At 65.9% G+C, this 17,256-nt stretch carries 15 protein-coding genes; 2 read left to right on the plus strand and 13 right to left on the minus strand.

Going from position 1 to position 17,256, the window contains the following annotated elements; all coding sequences use genetic code 11:
* Positions 1–17 precede the first annotated feature (17 nt).
* The 13 genes from AKJ13_RS00370 to AKJ13_RS00430 form a co-directional block, all read right to left on the minus strand.
* Positions 18–1,010, minus strand: a complete 993-nt coding sequence (locus tag AKJ13_RS00370) for an acetamidase/formamidase family protein (protein WP_050731620.1) — start codon at positions 1,008–1,010, stop codon at positions 18–20.
* A gap of 32 nt (positions 1,011–1,042) precedes the next feature.
* Positions 1,043–1,753, minus strand: a complete 711-nt coding sequence (locus AKJ13_RS00375; RefSeq protein ID WP_050731621.1) for an ABC transporter ATP-binding protein — start codon at positions 1,751–1,753, stop codon at positions 1,043–1,045.
* Positions 1,746–2,489 carry an ABC transporter ATP-binding protein gene (locus AKJ13_RS00380; protein ID WP_050731834.1) on the minus strand — a complete coding sequence of 248 codons (744 nt, stop codon included), beginning with the start codon at positions 2,487–2,489 and terminating at the stop codon, positions 1,746–1,748. The genes AKJ13_RS00375 and AKJ13_RS00380 overlap by 8 nt, the downstream gene beginning before the upstream one ends.
* Positions 2,489–3,541, minus strand: a complete 1,053-nt coding sequence (locus AKJ13_RS00385) for a branched-chain amino acid ABC transporter permease (protein ID WP_050731622.1) — start codon at positions 3,539–3,541, stop codon at positions 2,489–2,491. Before AKJ13_RS00385 ends, AKJ13_RS00380 begins: the two co-directional genes overlap by 1 nt.
* Positions 3,542–3,545: 4 nt before the next feature.
* Complete coding sequence (locus AKJ13_RS00390; RefSeq protein ID WP_050731623.1) at positions 3,546–4,418, minus strand: branched-chain amino acid ABC transporter permease; 873 nt, start codon at positions 4,416–4,418, stop codon at positions 3,546–3,548.
* A gap of 181 nt (positions 4,419–4,599) precedes the next feature.
* Positions 4,600–5,835 (minus strand): urea ABC transporter substrate-binding protein, encoded by a 1,236-nt coding sequence (locus AKJ13_RS00395; protein WP_050731624.1) that lies wholly within the window; start codon positions 5,833–5,835, stop codon positions 4,600–4,602.
* Between the two features lie 37 nt (positions 5,836–5,872).
* Positions 5,873–6,514, minus strand: a complete 642-nt coding sequence (locus AKJ13_RS00400; protein ID WP_050731625.1) for an ANTAR domain-containing protein — start codon at positions 6,512–6,514, stop codon at positions 5,873–5,875.
* The gene (locus AKJ13_RS00405) at positions 6,511–7,665 is read right to left on the minus strand and encodes a transporter substrate-binding domain-containing protein (RefSeq protein WP_050731626.1); all 1,155 of its coding nucleotides are present in this window, start codon (positions 7,663–7,665) and stop codon (positions 6,511–6,513) included. The genes AKJ13_RS00400 and AKJ13_RS00405 overlap by 4 nt, the downstream gene beginning before the upstream one ends.
* A gap of 128 nt (positions 7,666–7,793) precedes the next feature.
* On the minus strand, positions 7,794–8,756 hold the full coding sequence (locus AKJ13_RS00410; RefSeq protein ID WP_082316813.1) for a zincin-like metallopeptidase domain-containing protein: 963 nt from the start codon (positions 8,754–8,756) through the stop codon (positions 7,794–7,796).
* Positions 8,757–10,221: 1,465 nt separating this feature from the next.
* Entirely contained in the window at positions 10,222–11,781 is a 1,560-nt protein-coding gene (locus AKJ13_RS00415) for an ABC transporter substrate-binding protein (protein WP_244471480.1), read from the minus strand.
* 325 nt (positions 11,782–12,106) lie between these two features.
* Positions 12,107–12,892, minus strand: a complete 786-nt coding sequence (locus tag AKJ13_RS00420) for an SDR family oxidoreductase (RefSeq protein WP_050731628.1) — start codon at positions 12,890–12,892, stop codon at positions 12,107–12,109.
* Positions 12,892–13,821 carry a dihydrodipicolinate synthase family protein gene (locus AKJ13_RS00425; protein WP_050731629.1) on the minus strand — a complete coding sequence of 310 codons (930 nt, stop codon included), beginning with the start codon at positions 13,819–13,821 and terminating at the stop codon, positions 12,892–12,894. Before AKJ13_RS00425 ends, AKJ13_RS00420 begins: the two co-directional genes overlap by 1 nt.
* Before the next feature lie 15 nt (positions 13,822–13,836).
* Positions 13,837–15,249 (minus strand): FAD-binding oxidoreductase, encoded by a 1,413-nt coding sequence (locus tag AKJ13_RS00430; RefSeq protein WP_050731630.1) that lies wholly within the window; start codon positions 15,247–15,249, stop codon positions 13,837–13,839.
* 387 nt (positions 15,250–15,636) lie between these two features.
* On the opposite strand from AKJ13_RS00430, the gene AKJ13_RS00435 reads away from it, so the two are divergent.
* Positions 15,637–16,494, plus strand: a complete 858-nt coding sequence (locus AKJ13_RS00435) for a transporter substrate-binding domain-containing protein (RefSeq protein WP_050731631.1) — start codon at positions 15,637–15,639, stop codon at positions 16,492–16,494.
* Between the two features lie 13 nt (positions 16,495–16,507).
* A complete protein-coding gene (locus AKJ13_RS00440; RefSeq protein ID WP_050731632.1) occupies positions 16,508–17,254 on the plus strand; it encodes an amino acid ABC transporter ATP-binding protein in 747 nt (248 codons plus the stop codon).
* Positions 17,255–17,256 lie beyond the last annotated feature (2 nt).

The raw sequence follows: 17,256 nt of genomic DNA on the forward strand, positions 1-17,256 counted from the left end.
TTCTCCTCCGTCGCCGATCAGGCGTGGGCGATCGCTTTTGTGATCGAGGCGCCGAGCGTGTATTTCGGGTCGACCATGTTGCCGAGCCGCACGCGCCCACACTGCGTGAGCAGCATGTAGGCGTCGATCTCGTCGAAGCCGAAATCGGCCGCGAGCCAGCGGATCAGCTCCCGGTAGGCGATGCGCGCCGCATCCTCCATCGGGCGGGACGAGCCGATCGTCATGTAGAAGTCTTCAGTCTCGAGCCGCGGCCAGCGGAAGGTCCAGCCCTTGATCAGGTCGATCTGCACCGTCGTGTGGGTCGGGTGCTCTACCGCAACGCCGCACAGTTCGCCGTCGCCCTGCGCGGCGTGGCAGTCGCCGAGGTAGAGGAGCGCGCCCTTGGCATTCACCGGCAGGTAGATCACCGCGCCGACGCCCACGTCCGGCAGGTCCATGTTGCCGCCGTAATAGTCCGGCTGCAGCGAGGAGATCGCCTCGATCTCCGGCGAGGTGCCGATCGTGCCGATGAACGGCTGGTAGGGCAGCGTGATCCGGTCGTTCCAGCGCACGCCGGTCTCGGCCGTGACCTCGAGCTTGCGCACCCGTTCCGGGAGCGGCGGATTGAGGAGCGCGGTGTCGCCGGTTGCGACGAGGCCGCCGAATTCCGGCATGATCAGCGTCGTGCCGCAGGGCTGCGGGCCACGCGGCCGGATCGAGCGGATCGCCACCGCGAGGCAGTCGCCCTTCTCGGCGCCGTTGACGTAGATCGGCCCGTTCTGCGGGTTGAGGTAGGGGAAGTTCAGGATCTGCGTCGGGCTGTCGGTCTCGTGGCGGATCTTGCCCTCGAAGGCGTCGTGGGTCTCGACGGTGACGACGGCGCCGGGATCGACGGTCAGCACCGGCTCGGCGAAGGGGCCGTAGACGTAGTGGTAGCGGCCCTGCTCGGCCTCGGTGATCGTGTGCTCCCGGCCGGGCTTACCGCCGGCGACACCCTTGCGGGCCATGATGGACTGGTCGAGCCACTGCATGGTCGTCTCTCCCTTGGTTGTCTGTTGGGTCGTCAGACGGCGAGGTGGCGCCGCACCAGGTCGCGGTCGTCGAGGTCCCGGGCCGTCAGCTCCGCGACGATCCGGCCCTTGTCCATGACGTAGCTGCGCTGAGCCATGGCGCGGATCAGGTCGAGGTTCTGCTCCACGAACACGATCGTCACCCCAGTGCGGCGGTTGAGATCGACCAGGGTACGGCCGATCTGCTGCACCACCGAGGGTTGGATGCCCTCGGAGGGCTCGTCGAGCAGGATCAGGGCGGGGCCGCCGACTAGGACGCGGCCGATGGCGAGCTGCTGCTGCTGGCCGCCCGAGAGCGTCCCGGCCCGCTGCCCGCGCCGCTCCCGCAGGATCGGGAACGGCTCGAAGGCGCGCTCGTAATCCGGCCGTTCGCCCTTCGGCAGCAGGGAGGCGCCGACCGTCAGGTTGTCGGCGACGCTCATGCGCGGGAAGACGTCGCGGCCCTGGGGAACGTAGCCGATGCCCAGGCGGGCACGCCGGTGGGCGGCGAGCCCCTCGACCGCCGCGCCCCGGAACGCGACGCCGCCCGCGGAGGCAGGCAGCAGCCCGACGAGGCTGCGCATCAGCGTCGATTTGCCGACGCCGTTGCGGCCGATCACCGCCACGATCTCTCCGGGCTGGACTGCGAGGTCGACGCCCTGCAGTACGGGCTTGCCGCCGTAGCCGGCGCGCAGGCCGGTCGTCGCGAGGAGCGGCTCAGGCATCGGCGACGCTCCGCAGCGGCGGCGCGTCCGCCTCCCCGAGATAGATCGCGGCGACCCGCTCGTCCGCGATGATCGCGTCGGTGGTGCCCTGGGCGAAGATGCGCCCGACATGGAGAACGGTCACCCGCTGGGCGATCTGCCGGACGAAGGCCATGTCGTGCTCGATGGCCAGCACCGCGACGCCGTCGCGGTTGAGTGCCTGCACCATCGCGCCAGTGGCGAAGGTCTCGTCAGGCGACATCCCGGCAGTAGGCTCGTCGAGGAGGAGCAGGCGCGGCTTGAGGCTGATCGCCATGCCGATCTCCAGCCACTGCTTCTGCCCGTGGCTGAGGTTGCCGGCGCGGTCGGAGGCCGCCGCGGTGAGGTTGAGGAAGGCGAGCAGCCGGCGGATCTCGGCACCGAGCGAGGCGCCCTCGAGATGGTGCTGTAGCGCAATCTCCAGATTGTGGGCGACCGACAGGCTCGGGAAGATGCCCGGCACCTGGAACTTGACGCTCATACCCCGGCGGATCCGCGCGAACGGCTTGAGCGCAGTGATGTTCTCGCCGCCGTAGAGGATCTGCCCCCGCTCCGGCGTGTACTCGCCGAGCAGCAGGCGGAAGAAGGTGCTCTTGCCGGCACCGTTCGGCCCGATCAGGCAGTGGATCTCCCCCGTCGCGAGGGCGAAGTTCACGTCGTTGGTGACGTGCAGCCCGCCGAAATGCTTGCTGAGATCGCGGGTTTCAAGGAGCGGAATCATCGGCCCGCCTCCCGCCGGCGCAGGCGGCCGAGCCCGCGCAGGCCCGCCACCACGAGGCCGTCGGGGGCCGCCAGCACCACCACGACGAGGAGCAGGCCCATCACCACCAGGGCGTACTGGCTGCCGTAGATCGTCAGCGCCTGGAAGCCGCCGAGGACCAAGAGCGTGCCGATGAGCGTGGCCGTCAGGTCGCCGCGGCCGCCGACCGCAACCCAGATCACCGGCAGCGCGGCGGCGGTGAGCCCCATGCTGGAGGGCGTGATGTACTGGCCCCAGGCCGTGTAGAGGGTGCCGCTCAGACCCGCGAGGGCCGAGCCGATCACGAAGGCGGCGAGCTGGTAGCGCCGCACGTCGTAGCCCAGCATCTCGGCCCGTTCCGGGTTTTCGCGGATCGCCACCAGCACGTTGCCGAACCGGGCGTTCACCAGGATGCGCAGCGCGAGGTAGACGACGATCAGGAGGCCCAGAAGCCCGTAGTAGAGGGCGACGTCGGGAAACAGCACAACGTCGCCGTCGAACCATGGCACGGTCAGGGGCGGCATACCGCTCATGCCGTTGTAGCCGTTGAGGCGTGCCGCCCCGATCTTCCATTCCGGGCCGGCGGTCTGCGCCATGAAGCGCTCCAGGGCGAGCGTCACCGACAGGGTGATGATGCCGAGGAAGACGCCGCCGATCCGGCCGAAGAACAGGAAGTAGCCGAGGAGCGCCGCCATGACCGCCGAGAGCGCCACGGCCAGTACCAGCGCCGCTAGGGTGAAGCCGTAGGCAGCGCCGACATTGAGGGTCAGCACCCCGTAAGCGTAGCCGGACAGGCCGAAGAAGGCAGTCTGGCCGAAGCTGAGAGCGCCGCCGTAGCCCCAGATCAGGCACAGGCCGAGCGCCATAAAGACCCAGCAGAAGAAGTAGGCGGTGTTGCCGACCGTGTAGCCGTCCGCGAACCACGGGTAGGCGATGGCGGCAGCGACCACGAGGGCGAAGGCGGTCCAGAAGGCAGGCCCACGTCCCAGGGTCTGCGGGCCTTCGAGGCGCCGGAGGAGGGTCAACGCCATGGCCTCAGGCCCGCTCGCGCAGGATCAGGCCCGAGATGCCCCGCGGCAGCACCCGGATCACCAGGATCACCGCGACGAGGAGGCCGATCTGCCCGAAGAGCTGGCCCTGCCACGTCGTAAGTAGCGCCCGCACCGTGCCGAGCACGAGGGCCGCGGGCGCCGTGCCGAGGAAGATGTCGGCGCCCCCGACCACCACCGTGACGAAGGCCTCCATGATGAAGGTCGTCCCCATGGTCGGCACGATGGTCATGGTCGGCGCGTAGAGCCCGCCCGCGAGGCCCGCCAGCGCCGCGCCGAGGCCGAAGGTCAGGGCGTAGACGGTGCGCGTGTCGACCCCGAGGGCCTCGGCCATGTGCGGCACCTGGATGGTGGCGCGGGCGAGCGTCCCGAAGCGGGTGGCGTTGAAGGCGAGGTAGAGCCCGGCCAGCACCGCGACGGCGGCGACCATCAGCACCACGCGGTAGGTCGAGTAGGAGTAGCCGCCGACCGTGAAGCTGCCGAGCGGCGTGCCGATTCCCGGCATGCTGGAGCCCAGCAGGATCAAAGTGCCCTGCGTCGCCGCGAGGCTGATGCCCCAGGTCGCCACGATCGTGTCGAGAGGTCGCCCGTAGAGGTGGCGGATGACGAGGCGCTCCATCACCATACCGACGGCCCCGGCGGCGAGCGCGCCGGCCAGGATGCCGAGGGGCAACGGCAGCCCGGCCCGCGTGGTCGCCGCCGTGACGTAGGCGCCGCACATGATCAACTCGCCGTGCGCGAGGTTGATCACGCCCATCATGCCGAACACCACCGCGAGGCCGCAGGCAGAGAGCACCAGGAACGAGAACGCGTCGCCGATCTGGTAGAGGAACGTGAAGGCGTAGGTCAGTAGATCCATTTGGAGGCCCGATCGTGACGGAGGGGGCCGGGACATAGCCCCCGGCGGTGTCGCCTTAGTCTTCGGCTCGAGGCCGCGGCGCGCAGCCGTCCGGCAGCGACGCGCTTCCCGAGGCCGCGCCGCCCCGGTTCACGCCGCCGCGCCCGCGCGGGCGGAGAGCGCGGCGATCCATCCCGGCGCCTCAGGGCTTGGGCGGGTTGCTCGGTGTGTACTGCGCCATCGGATCCTTCTGGGTCAGGTCGCAGCCGGCCTTCCCAAGCCAGTAAGGCTGGATGCCGTCCCAGGTCTTCGGGAAGGAGATTGCGTGCTTCTCGTCGACCTTCGCAAGGTAGATCGTGTGGGACGCGTGCTGGCTCTTCGGGTCGATGCAGACCTTGCCTTCCGGCGCGTCCACGCAGACGTCGCCCGCCGCGATGACCTTGCGCAGGTCGGCGCGCTTGGTCGAGCCGTTCGCCCGCTCGACCATCTGCTTGTAGAGGTAGACCGCGAGGTAGGAGTTCTCGGCCTCCTGGTTGACGTAGGGCTCGTTCGGGAACTTCGCCTTCCACTTGGCGAGGAAGGCCTTGCTCGACGGGCTGTCGACCTCCTCGATGTAGTTCGTGGTCACGTACATATTGGCGAGGCTCGGGGGCTGGAAGCGCTTGTGCTCGTAGCCCTGGCCGATATTGACTGAGGAGCCCATCGGCACCTTCAGGTTCGCGGCCGCCGCCTGCTCATAGTAGGAAGCTTGCGCGGTCCCGACGAGCAGAGTCATCAGGATGTCGGGCTTGGCCTTCTGGATGTTCTGGATCGTCTGCGAGAACTGCGACACGCCGAGGGGGATGAACTCTTCCCCGACCATCTCGCCGCCGTTCTCCTTGACGATGTTTCGTACCCACTCGGCCGAGATCTGACCGAAATTGTAGTCGGCCGCGATCGTGTAGACCCGCTTGCCGTACTTCTCCATCATCCACGGGATCAGCGTCGAGAACTGCTGTTCGGGCACTGCGCCGGTGACGATCATGTGGCCGTCGCAGACGCCGCCCTCGTACTGGTTGTTGTAGAAGGCGAAGCCGTCGAGCTGGTCGACGATCGGCCGGTAGGCCTCGCGGGAGGCGCTGGAGAAGCCCGCGAAGACGGCGTTGACCTTGTCGCGCTGGAGCACCCGGCGCATGAATTCTTGATAGCGCGTGTTGTCGGACTGCGTGTCGTAGATCACGAGTTCCAGCTTGCGCCCGGCGATGCCGCCCGCGGCATTGATCTCGTCCGTGGCGAGCTGGATGCCGTGGACCTTGCCGATCGTGGCGAGCGCGAAGTCGCCGGATTGATCCTCGAGGACGCCGAGCTTGATCGGGTCGGCGGCTCGAGCCGCAGGGGCGGCCAGAACCAGGGCTGCCGCGAGAGCGGAGAGGCAAGATCCGCGGTGAGTTCTCGGCATCGGAGGAACCTCATTTCGGTAGGTTGCGGGAAGGCGTTCAGAACCGGGCGCGCCGTGCGGCTGCTGCGGGGACAAGGATTGCCGGACGGGCCTGGATCAGGGCCTCGCAATAGGCTTCGAGCGGTTGCCGGGCGCGCATCGCGTCGCGGCGCAAAACCTCGAAGGCCGCGTCGTCGTCGAGCCCGTGCTCCTGCATGGTCCGCAGGATCGCCTTCACGACGTAGCGCCGACCGCGCCGCCGCTCGTCGTGGCGCGCTAGGCGCTCCTCTAACAGGCGCCGTCGGTTGTGTTCGTTCACAGCGAGGAATAGCGCGGCGTAAACTGAAGCGCCGTGGACCGGCTTGCGCAGGAGCCCCGTGGCGCCAAGCTGGAGCAGGCCCTTGAGGCGACTCGGCGCTTCGACGCCAACTAGACCGAGCACCGGGACCGGCGGAAGGTCGGAGACGCTGCTCGCGGAGAGGCCCGGTAACGGTAAATCGCCGTCGACGATAACGATGTGCCGCTCCGGATCGAGACCTCCGAGATCGAGGTAAGGCGCCTCGCCGTTCGGAAGAACTGAGGCGACCGTCAGTCCTAGCTTCAATAGCGTGGCAGCGAGGACCTCGGTTGCGGTGCTCGGCGGCGTGATCACCAGCGCCTGCGAGCCGCTGAAGTTCTGGATCAGACGGGGATTGGTCATGGCACCACCCGCAGGCGCGGTCGCCGGCTCACTGGGACTACCCGGGGAGCGCTGCGCACCAAATAGGGGTCCGGCGCGACCGGCCTACCCGCCTCCGCTGCGATGGTGAAGCCAGCCGCAGCGGTCGAGACGCCGATGCGCGGCGTGAGGTAGGCGTGCAGCGTCGTCTCGTCGAGCCTAACGGGCCCTTGCGGCGCCTCGAAATCGACCATGCAAGCGGCCCGGCGGATCGTCGCGACGTCTTCAGTGCCTGCGAGCGCCAGCGCCCGCGCCAGAAGATGGACGGCGATGTAGGACGACTCTGTGTCTGCCGAAGGTGTCGGTCCCTCGGGGAAGCGTGCCGCGTAGGCTGCCGTGAACGCTCGGTTGCGTGGGCTGTCGATCGACGCGAAGTAGACGCTGGAGGAGAGGTGACCGTCGACCGCGTTCGGGCCGATCGCCTCGAGTTCCGGTTCCGCGAGGCTGCAACTCGCAACCGGCATTGTTCGCGGCTGGTCGATGCCGCGCGCGCGGCAGGCGCTTCGGAACGCGCGGAAAAAGTGATAGGCCGAGGTGCCAATTAGAGTGTTGAAGACGAAGTCCGGTCGCGCCGCCAGGATCGCATCGACGACCTGCGCGAACGCAGTCTCGCCTACTGCGAAGTAACGCTCTCCCGTAACCTGCCCGCCCGCGAGGGCCAGGGCCTCGCGAAGGATGCGGTTGTTCTCCCAGGCCCAGATGTAATTGGCCCCGACGCAGAAGGCAGTTCGGCCGCCTCGATCTAGGAGATGCCGCACCAGCGGCACGATGTGCTGGTTCGGCGTAGCGCCCGTGTAGACGACGTTTCCGGAGGTCTCGAAACCCTCGTAATGTGATGGGTACCAAAGGAGCGCGTCGCGCTTCTCAAAGATCGGGATAATTTCCTTACGGCTCGACGATGTGTAGCAGCCGACGATGTGTTGAATGCCGCAATCGAGGAGACGCTCAGCCCCGGCCCCGTAACCCGCGAGCGCACCCTCCGGATCGACGATCTTCGGTTCGAGGGTGATGAGACCGCTCGCGTTGACCTCCTCGGCCGCCAGAAGCGCACCGTTCAGCATTGCCCGCCCGACGAGTCCATAGGGGCCGGCCGTGGAGAACAAGATGCCGATGTGGTGGTAGCGCTGGCTCATGCAGTCCTTTTGAACGCAAAAAGCCCGCCAGTGCTTAGAGCACTGCGGGCTGCTTTGCCTTGTGTATACGAACGAAGTGGCGCGAAAGCGGGCAGCTTTGCCCTGCGCCTGAAATCTAGGCTCTTCGGTTAAGGCCGCGATGTCAAGTCCATTCTAGAAGGTCGAGCGATTGCCGTCGGTTCAGCGGACAAATTCTCGCTCTGCGCCTGAACGTACTCTTCCGGCAATCCTGGCTGCAGGGTTGTCAGGTGGTCGGCGGCGCGGGAGGCCTGGGTGGCGGCGGTCGAGAGCGCGCGTGGGTCCGCGCGTAAGAGCAGCGCCCAGGACGCGCAGTAGGCCGCATGGTTCGGGTGGGGCGTGCGCGCGATGCCCAGATCCGCCAGCACGAACGCGGCGCCGAGCTCGGCCACGAGTTCTTCCGCAGCGTAGGCGCGGGCGCCGAACCGGCCGGTGAGATCACGGGCGAGGCGGTTAGGGGCGCCGGTCCAATGGATAAGTTCGTGGACCAGCGTGCCAACGTAGCCTGTGGACGTGTGGAAGGCGGTGCGGGGCGGCAGGTGGATCATGTCGGTGGCCGGGACGTAACAGGCGCGGGTGCCGCCGTGGCAGATCGCGGCGCTGGTGGTGGTCACGAAAGCATCAAAGGCGGGTAGCGGCTCCGGCGGCGTGGCATTGCTGGGTAAGGCTGCGTCGGGGGATGGTTGAGCGGTGTCCACCTGGGCGGTGTTGAAGACGTATGCGGCGCGAGCGACGAAGAGAGCACCGTCGTTCACTTCAGCTTCACCGGCAACGGCGCCTCGGGGCAACTCCTTGTAGAACATCACGAGGGTGCCGCGCTCTGCCCGGCGGACTTGAGCGCCGAGTGCAGCCCATTGACGGTAAGTGGTCCAGCGCGCGTCGCTGTAGCCGTGGGTCTGCGCCGCACACCACAACGCCAGCACGTTGATCCCACGATAACGTCGGTGCGTGAGGGCGTTGCGCGGCATTGGGTCGGCGCCGTGCCAGGGTGGCGACCACGAAGCGTAGTCGGCGGTCTCAAGCTGGGCAAGAATGGCCGCGGCGAGGCGGGCGTGCAGCTCGTTGGTGGGCATGAAGGGTGAAGCTCCAGAGCAGCCGTAAGGATGGCGGCGTCGGGGCTGGATTCCCGTAGGTGCTTCGGCTGTTCACTGTAGCTTCCGGTCAGAGCAACGGCGGTCGGCCGGAGCGCTGTGTTCTCTGCCCTGCCCCGGATCCTGGTGGACGTTTGAGGGAGGCCGGCTTGCTGAAGGCAAGGCTTTGCCGTTGAGCGGCAAAGCCACGCTCCACCGAGGAGGTCCGGATCCCGGAGCCACGCCGTCGGTCGACCGGCGGATCGAGGTGTAACCTTGCTACAGGTAGGCCGGGGCTGTGCGGTCGGCCTTTACACACCGCTTCCCGTCAGCTTGGACGGCCAGCGCGAACGGACCCGTCCGCTCGATCCGCGGGGCGTCGGGGTCGTCCTGGAGGTCTGGGGCAACCCGTTCCCTCCATCCTGCAGTCCGCCCAGTAAAGCACGCGGACCGCTTTTCGCCGATGCCCTTCGGCTTGCGACCCGGCGATCCCCATCCCGCATGGTTGGCGGTGGAGGCTCGGGGCTCATAGGGAGCTGGCTCTTTTCTTTCGGCGGGTAAGAGCTTGTCTCTACCGCGTGCAGGTGGCCGATCGATTCAGCTCGTTGAACGAACACAGGGTGGATGACTAGCGGTTGCCTGGCTGTGGCGCTTCACCCTGACGGAGACGAGCTGGAGGGGCGAAAGAGAGATGCGAGAGAAGATTGTCGCTGTTTGTAGCGATTTGAAATGAAGAGCTCGGATGTTGAGGAGCAACCTATTTCCTGATCGGGGTGAAGCGCAGCTGATACACTGTATCAGATATATTTATATAAATTTTATCTTGTCAAGATCAACAGGCCGCCTTCGAAGCGATTGCGTCTGTCCTTTATTGATGTGAGTTGCCCGGGGCGCTGTCTGAAATTATGTATCTAGATGCAAACTCACGATCGGCTGGAATCTGGCAGGGATGTAGAGTTTGGCATGCCAGAGCAAGGTAGCGCTGCCGTAACCCGGAAGCGGACGTTCCGTTTTGCGCCCAACCCGGTCATTCAGCAGTTTCTTCTGATTTCTCCAAAGCAGACAAACTCCGGGACGCGGTTCGTCCGCGAAAGGTGCGGTCCGCCAACTCGAGGGCGCGACACCTCGCCCGCCGTCGGTCCAAGGATAAGGCGGTCTCGACGCCGTCGAGGGATCATTGACTGCTACGAATCTTCGCAAAGCCCTATCGATTGTGACATGTGGACGATCTGGTCCACACTACCCATCGGCCGCACAGGACCAGGAGGACATCCTGACGGCCAAACTTTCAAACTTCGAGGCACGCCGCATTGACCCGACCGCACAAGGTTTCGATGCACGGTCGCAATCTCTCGATGTGGACGCCGCACGGATGCGCCGGCGACCGCGTTCATTTCGAGTGGATCGTGACGAGCGGCCTAGGTCCGGCTCATCTCCCACCGACTTCGGACGGCGTTCATCATCCTCGCTAACGTTCCGGGGCGGAAATGTGGACCGGCGATAGGCTCTGGTTCCAACTCTGAGCTTGAACGAAGCCCTTCACGCTCGGGCTCATGGCGCGTGGGTTGACGTCATGGACGACCATGACAAACAGCGCGTCGTCGACGAACTTCTCGTGGATCCTCCTCAGCACCTTGGCCTGCTCGACCGGATCGAAGGTGTTGCGCACGTCGTCGAACAGCATGTCCATCGCCGGGTCGCAGTAGTACCCCCAGTTGGTCCCGGCGGGAGCCGTTAGATCGCACTTGAGATGGCGGATGAGCGCGCTGTAGGGATCCTGCAGCGAGTAGCTGTAGTTGATGCCGGTCACGCCGCGTGAGATGTCGGCTTTAGCGCCCGCGCGCCACATGTTGATGAGCGTGTTCCACTCGACCACCTCGTAGTCGATCTGAACGCCGACCTCGGCGAGGTTCTGCTGGATGAACTCGTTCATCGACAGGGGCTGCATCTGACCGGAGCCGGAGGCCGAGATCGCGATCTTCGTTTTCAGGGGCTTGTCCGGGCCGTAGCCGGCTTCGGCAAGAAGCTTCCGGGCTGCTTCGGGATCGTACTTCACCTGGAACGATGGCTTGCCGAACCACGGGTCGTCGGGCGGCAGGAACCCGGTGGCCGGCACGGCCAGCCCGCCGAGCAGCTCCTTCAGGCCCTCGCGATCGATGGCGAGATTGACCGCCTTGCGCACCCGGACGTCGTTCCAGGGCGAGCCCTCGACGCGCGACAGATGCCACGTCCAATTGTGCGGATACGTGTTGGTGGTGATGGCGAAGCCCGCCTTACGCAGGGACGCGACCGCGTCGGGCGACGGTGCCTCGATCCAGTCGACCTGACCGGACCTTAGGGCGGCGACGCGGGCGTTCGCATCGGGAAGCGGCACCAGCACCAGCTTGTCGAGTTTCGGCACACGCGCCGTGTCCCAGTAGGCCGTGTTGGGCGCCATCTCGGCGCGCTCGCGCGGCGCGAACAGCGTCAGCTTCCACGGGCCCGTGCCAGACGGCTGCTTCGCGAAGGCGTCCCAGGACCGGCCGACCTTCTCCCATTGTGCCGGTGAGGACATGGCGATGTAGACGAGCTGGTAGGGCAGTGTCGCATCGGGCGCCTTGGTCACGATCTCCAGCGTCGTCGGATTGATCGCCCGATAGCTCGCCACCGCCGGGATGCGTACCTTGCCCTGCGCGGCTTGGCGTGGGTCATATTGAGGAGCATCGGGCCTCAACAGCTTGTCGAAATTCCAAACGGCTGCGTCGGCGTTGAAGTCGGATCCATCGTGGAATTTGACGCCGGGTCGGATCCTGAACGTCCTTCTGTTCCTATCGACCGGATCCACCGTCCAGCTTGTCGCGAGACCGGGGATCAGGTCGGCGGGCTTGTCAGAGCGGGTAAGGTCCCAGGCGATCAACGCGTCGTAGATCGTCTGCCCGACGAAGCGGATCCCCTCGCCGCCGTTGTCCGCCTGTCCCGTGGTCAGCGGGATGTCGGAGGCGGTCATGCCGATCCGCAGCACGCCCTGGGCCAAGGAGGCGTGGTGCATGCCCAGCAGCAAGGCAAGGGACAGGATCGCGGAGCGCCAGGGTGGCAACGTCGACATGTCGGGACCTCGGTCTCGTGCCGACGTGGGATGGCCGGCGGCTGATGTCTGTCCCGCAAATCTTCAGCCAAGCTGTCTGCGAGGGTTGCATGCGGGTTCGTGCAGTCGCCGGATCCGGAGCTAGGCAACGACTTTGCGCCGGCAGGAGGGTGCGCAGTTTCAGGGCGTTCGGTCCGACCGTGACCTGTCCAGGAAGGCGAGCTCCCCATGGGAGCGCCGCAACTTCCTCAAGGCCAAACGCAATGTGTCCGGTTAAATGGACGTTGCTCTAGACCCCACGGATGAGCCCGCCGTCGATCCTAATCTTCGAGCCGGAAACGTAACTGGCCCGCTCGCTCGCTAAGAACGCCACCACGTCCGCGAACTCCTGCGGATCTCCGTAGCGGGCGGCCGGTATCGCGCCTATGGATGCCTTGGCGACGTCGCCCCTGGTCGAGCCTGTCCTCCGCGCCGCGGCCTCGTCGAGCTGGTCGACGCGCTCCGTGTGGATGCGGCCCGGCAGCACCACATTGACCGTCACGCCATCCGCGGCCACCTCGGCGGCGAGGGTCTTGGACCAGCCCACGACCGCCGCCCGAACGCCGTTCGACAGGGCGAGCCTCGGGATCGGCTGCTCGACCCCAGAGGAGGCGATCGCGACTACTCTGCCCCACCTGCGATCCAGCATGGGGGGCAGCAATCCCTGCACGAGGTGGAAGATGTTGGCCGCCATCGCTTCGAATTGGGCGATCCAGTCTTCCCGCTTGGCCTCGCGCGCCTCCCCGGGCGGCGGCCCGCCAGAGTTGGCGATCACGATGTCCACGCCCCCGTCGGCGAGGAGCACGCCGACAAGCGCGTTCACGGAGGCCAGATCGGACAGGTCGAGCGATGCCGGGACGATCCGCGCGCGGGCGTCGTCCGCCATCCCGGAAACCCATACGCGGATCGCCTCCTGATCGCGCGCTGCAGCCACGACGGTGGCCCCTTCCGCGGCCAGCGTGCGGGCTATCGCGGCGCCGAGCCCACGGCTCGCCCCAAGCACTAGAGCACGCTTGTTCCCAAGCCCCAGTTCCATCACGCGATCTCCCGCAGTCTGCGTTCCTGGCGCCGGACCAACAATTCGATGTCGACCACATCCGCCTTCGACAGCTTGGCTCCCGGCCGGCGCAATGCGGCGGACCCGATGACGCCTCGCCTCGCCAGAAGATATTTCCGTATGGCCAAGCCAGGCCCCGGCTGCTGCTCGTAGCGCGCCAGCGGCAGATACGCATCGAACAGATCGTGCGCCCTCTCCACGTCGCCGGAAGCGTGCGCACGCCAGACTTCGACCATCATTTCAGGATAGGCGAACCCGGTCATCGCACCGTCGGCGCCGCGAGTCAGTTCCTCGGGGATGAAAAGACCCCCGTTGCCGACCAGGATCGCGATGCGGCGTGCGCCGTCGCGCTCAGCGTCGCGCAGTGCCGAAAGCTTGGCCAGCCCCGGCCAGTCCTCGTGCTTGAGCATGACGAGATTCGGGTGGTCGCGGACAAGGCGCAGGATCACGGACGGGGCGATCTGCACCCCGGTCGCGAGCGGGAAGTCCTGCAGCACAAAGGGCGTGTCGCTCCCGAGGGTCTCCGCCACCATGCCGTAGTGCACCAGGATCTGGTCGTCCGTCCCAACGGTGGGTGGCGGCGCGACCATTACCCCTGCGGCACCGTCGTCCATTACCGCGGCGCTGAGGTCCTTCATCGCCGCCAGACCTGGCGACGTCACGCCCACCACGACCGGCACGCGTCCGCCGACCCGGGCCAGGACATGCCGGACGAAAATCCGTGACTCGGCAGCGGTGAGCTTAGGCGCTTCACCCATCATGCCGAGCACTGTCAGGCCGGTCGCACCCTTCTCGAGGTAGAAGTCGACGAGAGAGTCGGTGCTTTGTAAGTCGAGCCCGCCGTCTTCGGTGAACGGTGTTACGGCGATTACATATACGCCGTCGGCCTGCTCCGAGATCATTGGCATCTCATACCTCCTTGTTCAGCAGTCGGCCAGAAGCTTTCCCGGATTGAAGATACGCCGTGGATCCAAAGTGGCTTTCAGAGCTTGCATGAGCTCCAGATCCAGCGATGGCTTGCACCTGACGAGTTCCGCGGCTCGCAACTGTCCGACGCCGTGCTCGGCGCTGATCGAACCGCGCCGCACGGTGGTCTCATCATGGACCAGCCGGCTTAGGCCGGCGCACCGTGCAGCGAAGTCCTCTTTCGACATTCCAAGCGGGGCTAGCAGGTTGTAGTGAAGGTTGCCGTCGCCAAGATGGCCGAATACGATCGGCCTGACACCGGGGCAAGCACACGAGACGGCCACATCCGCCGCACCGACGAAATCGGCCATGGCCGCCACGGGCAGCGAGACATCGTGCTTTGCGGCCCCCCCCTCCCGGACCAAGGCCTCCGATATGCCCTCGCGCAGGCGCCAGAACGCCTTCGCCTGCGAACGGTCCTGTGCGACTACGGCATCCAGCACCAGCCCTGCCTCGATGGCGGCGGCGAGCGAGTCCTCCAGCCGAGACGTTAGTCCGGGCTCGGAGTCGATGTCGGACAGCTCAATGAGGACTACCGCCGTTTGAGCGGCATCGAAGGGCATGCGGGCGTCAGCTACGTGTCGGCGGACGAGATCGACGCATTCACTCGTCATGAACTCGAACGCGGTCAGCCGATCGCCGCATGAGGATCTGACTGCGGAGAGAAGGGACAAAGCCTCCTTCGGTCCGGAGACCGAGGCGAATGCCGTCGCCCGGGCTGCGGGACTGGGGAACAGCTTTAGGACGGCCCCGGTGATGATGCCGAGAGTTCCTTCCGATCCGATGAACAGGTCCCGTAACGAGTAACCTGTGTTGTCCTTTTGCAGCGCAGTCATCCCATCCCACACTCGCCCATCGGCGAGGACGACCTCGAGACCGAGCGTTAACTCGCGCATCGTCCCGTAGCGGAGGACCGCGACCCCACCGGCGTTCGCGGACAGGTTGCCGCCGATCGTGCAGCTGCCTTCCGCGCCAAGGCTCATCGGGAAATAGCGACCTGCCGCCGCGGCCGCGGCTTGGACGTTCGAAAGGATGGTCCCGGCATCCACGGCGATCGTGTTGCCCACGGGATCCACGGATCGCACCTTGTTCAGCCGCGCCAGGGACAGGACAATCGCTTCGCCGGACCGGTCTGGAGTGGCGCCGCCCGAAAGGCTGGTGTTGCCGCCTTGCGGGACTATTGGGATGCTCCGCGACGAACACTGTTCAACGATACTGGCCACTTCCGCGGTGTCGGCGGGCCTCACGACGGCTCGGGCGTCACCCCGGTACTTGCCTAGCCAATCGATCAGGAACGGATCCTTATCCGACCCCCGGAGGACGTTCTCTGGTCCCACTATGCTTTCAAGCGCCGCAAACAGATCTTCCATCTATCCCTCCTCCTGTCGAGGGAGCCGAAATATGACGGGCGGACTGCCTGCCATCCTCTGTTGCCGGTCATCTGCCACGTGATCCGATCGGGCGGATCTAGGGTGCAATCGACGGGTGAAATCTTAGATCATCTGTCGTCGAGTGTTTCCAACCCATCGGATCACGCCAGACGGGCCTTCCAAGACGGCATGCGCGCAGAAACTAGTGCTTTTGCTGCTTCCTTATGCTCGCTTCATGAAGGGGCTGTCATATACGTTTTTCTTATCATTCGATATGACGCGACGGCCGACCGTGCTATTGCGGCCCTAGAATTCGGGTGCGTTAAATGCAGCCTGAGATCAGTTGGGCGCATGTCGCACAACCGCACGAAACAGTGGGCCTCAGACATGTCCCTCGGCATCCGTTTCGCAGTGGGGATCGTGGCAATAACTGCCGCACTACTGACTGTCGCGATAGCTCAAGAACCTTTGCGTACGGCGGTCGACGGCACCTTCGCGCCGCACGCCATGCCTCGCATGGATGGAGGCGTGGAGGGCTTCAACGTCGACCTCGCCAACGCGATTGGGGCCCGGTTGGGACGAAAGGTCGACATCAAGGCCGCCCAATTCTCCGGTCTCATCCCCGGTCTTCAGGCTGGGACGTACGACTTCCTTGCGGCACCGACCACGGTCAACGAGGAGCGGGCGAACAACCTGCTGTTCAGCGAGGGCTTCATGGACACGAACTTCGCGTTCGTGGTGCGCAAGGCCGACGCTGCGGCCTACAAGAACCTCGACGACTTCCGGGGCAAGACCATCGCGGTCAACCGCGGCTCGGCCTACGACATGTACCTGAAGTCCAAAGCGGACGAGTACAAGTGGAAGATTGAGAGCTACGGGACGAACACCGACGCGGTCGCGGCCGTACTGGCTCGGCGGGCGGACGCGGCGCTCGCCGGCAACACCGTCTCGGCTTGGGCGGTCAAGCAGACGCCGGGGCTTGCTCTTTCCTACGAGATCAAGACCGGCTTGGTCTGGGCACTGCCCCTCCGCAAGGACAACGCCGCGCTTCGGGATCGGATCGACCGGGCGCTCGAATGCCTCAAGCTCGACGGTACCATGGCGCGGCTCTCGGAGAAGTGGTTCGGGGTCAAGCCGGAGTCCGGTACGACGATCGTCACGCCTACGCCGGGCTATGGCGTCCCCGGCATGGCCGGCTTCGTGCCCGACGACCACAAGCCGTCCTGCGACAACCTTTCGCTCTGAGTTGGTCAACTAGATGGTTCCGGCAATCGAGATCGTCGCCCTCGCCAAGAGCTACGGGACCGTCGAAGTCCTCAAACAAATCAATCTCTCAGTGGCGCCGAGCGAGCTGGTTTGCCTGATCGGTCCGAGCGGGTCCGGCAAGAGTACGCTCCTGCGGTGCTGCAACAGGCTAGAGGAGCCGAGTGACGGCAAGATCTACGTCCAAGGTGCCGAGATCTGTTCAAGTTCGAAGCGTGAGATACAGCGCATGCGAGCGAAGACCGGAATGGTCTTCCAGAGCTTCAATCTGTACCCGCACCTCGACGTCCTGCGGAACGTGACACTGGCTCAGCGCAAGGTGCTGGGCCGCGACTGGCAAACCGCCGAGGCCAAGGCGCAGGAGATGCTTGCCCTGGTCGGGCTAGCCGAGAAGGCCGCGTCCTACCCGGCCGAGCTTTCGGGCGGGCAGCAGCAGCGCGTGGCGATCGCCCGAGCTCTGGCGCTCGACCCCACCGTCATGCTGTTCGACGAGCCGACCTCCGCCCTCGATCCGGAGTTGGTCGGCTCCGTGCTTGCGGTGATGCGCACGCTCAAGGACAAGGGCATGACGATGCTCGTCGTCACCCACGAGATGGCCTTCGCTCGAGACGTGGCGGACCGAGTCGTTTTTATGGACGGAGGCCGGATCGTCGAGGAGGGGCCGCCCGATCGGGTGTTCGGCGCTCCGAAGGCCGAGCGCACGCGGGCGTTCCTGAGCCGATTCGGCAGCGCAGCGGCCTGAGC

It is taken from the genome of Methylobacterium sp. ARG-1 (genome assembly GCF_001262595.1).
In the GTDB taxonomy this organism is placed as follows: domain Bacteria; phylum Pseudomonadota; class Alphaproteobacteria; order Rhizobiales; family Beijerinckiaceae; genus Methylobacterium; species Methylobacterium brachiatum.

Bases quoted from the DNA above. Each gene is read 5' to 3' on its own strand.
- AKJ13_RS00370 (WP_050731620.1), bottom strand. From the start codon at position 1,010: ATGCAGTGGCTCGACCAGTCCATCATGGCCCGCAAGGGTGTCGCCGGC.
- AKJ13_RS00375 (WP_050731621.1), bottom strand. From the start codon at position 1,753: ATGCCTGAGCCGCTCCTCGCGACGACCGGCCTGCGCGCCGGCTACGGC.
- AKJ13_RS00385 (WP_050731622.1), bottom strand. From the start codon at position 3,541: ATGGCGTTGACCCTCCTCCGGCGCCTCGAAGGCCCGCAGACCCTGGGA.
- AKJ13_RS00390 (WP_050731623.1), bottom strand. From the start codon at position 4,418: ATGGATCTACTGACCTACGCCTTCACGTTCCTCTACCAGATCGGCGAC.
- AKJ13_RS00395 (WP_050731624.1), bottom strand. From the start codon at position 5,835: ATGCCGAGAACTCACCGCGGATCTTGCCTCTCCGCTCTCGCGGCAGCC.
- AKJ13_RS00400 (WP_050731625.1), bottom strand. From the start codon at position 6,514: ATGACCAATCCCCGTCTGATCCAGAACTTCAGCGGCTCGCAGGCGCTG.
- AKJ13_RS00405 (WP_050731626.1), bottom strand. From the start codon at position 7,665: ATGAGCCAGCGCTACCACCACATCGGCATCTTGTTCTCCACGGCCGGC.
- AKJ13_RS00410 (WP_082316813.1), bottom strand. From the start codon at position 8,756: ATGCCCACCAACGAGCTGCACGCCCGCCTCGCCGCGGCCATTCTTGCC.
- AKJ13_RS00415 (WP_244471480.1), bottom strand. From the start codon at position 11,781: ATGCACCACGCCTCCTTGGCCCAGGGCGTGCTGCGGATCGGCATGACC.
- AKJ13_RS00420 (WP_050731628.1), bottom strand. From the start codon at position 12,892: ATGGAACTGGGGCTTGGGAACAAGCGTGCTCTAGTGCTTGGGGCGAGC.
- AKJ13_RS00425 (WP_050731629.1), bottom strand. From the start codon at position 13,821: ATGCCAATGATCTCGGAGCAGGCCGACGGCGTATATGTAATCGCCGTA.
- AKJ13_RS00430 (WP_050731630.1), bottom strand. From the start codon at position 15,249: ATGGAAGATCTGTTTGCGGCGCTTGAAAGCATAGTGGGACCAGAGAAC.
- AKJ13_RS00435 (WP_050731631.1), top strand. From the start codon at position 15,637: ATGTCCCTCGGCATCCGTTTCGCAGTGGGGATCGTGGCAATAACTGCC.
- AKJ13_RS00440 (WP_050731632.1), top strand. From the start codon at position 16,508: ATGGTTCCGGCAATCGAGATCGTCGCCCTCGCCAAGAGCTACGGGACC.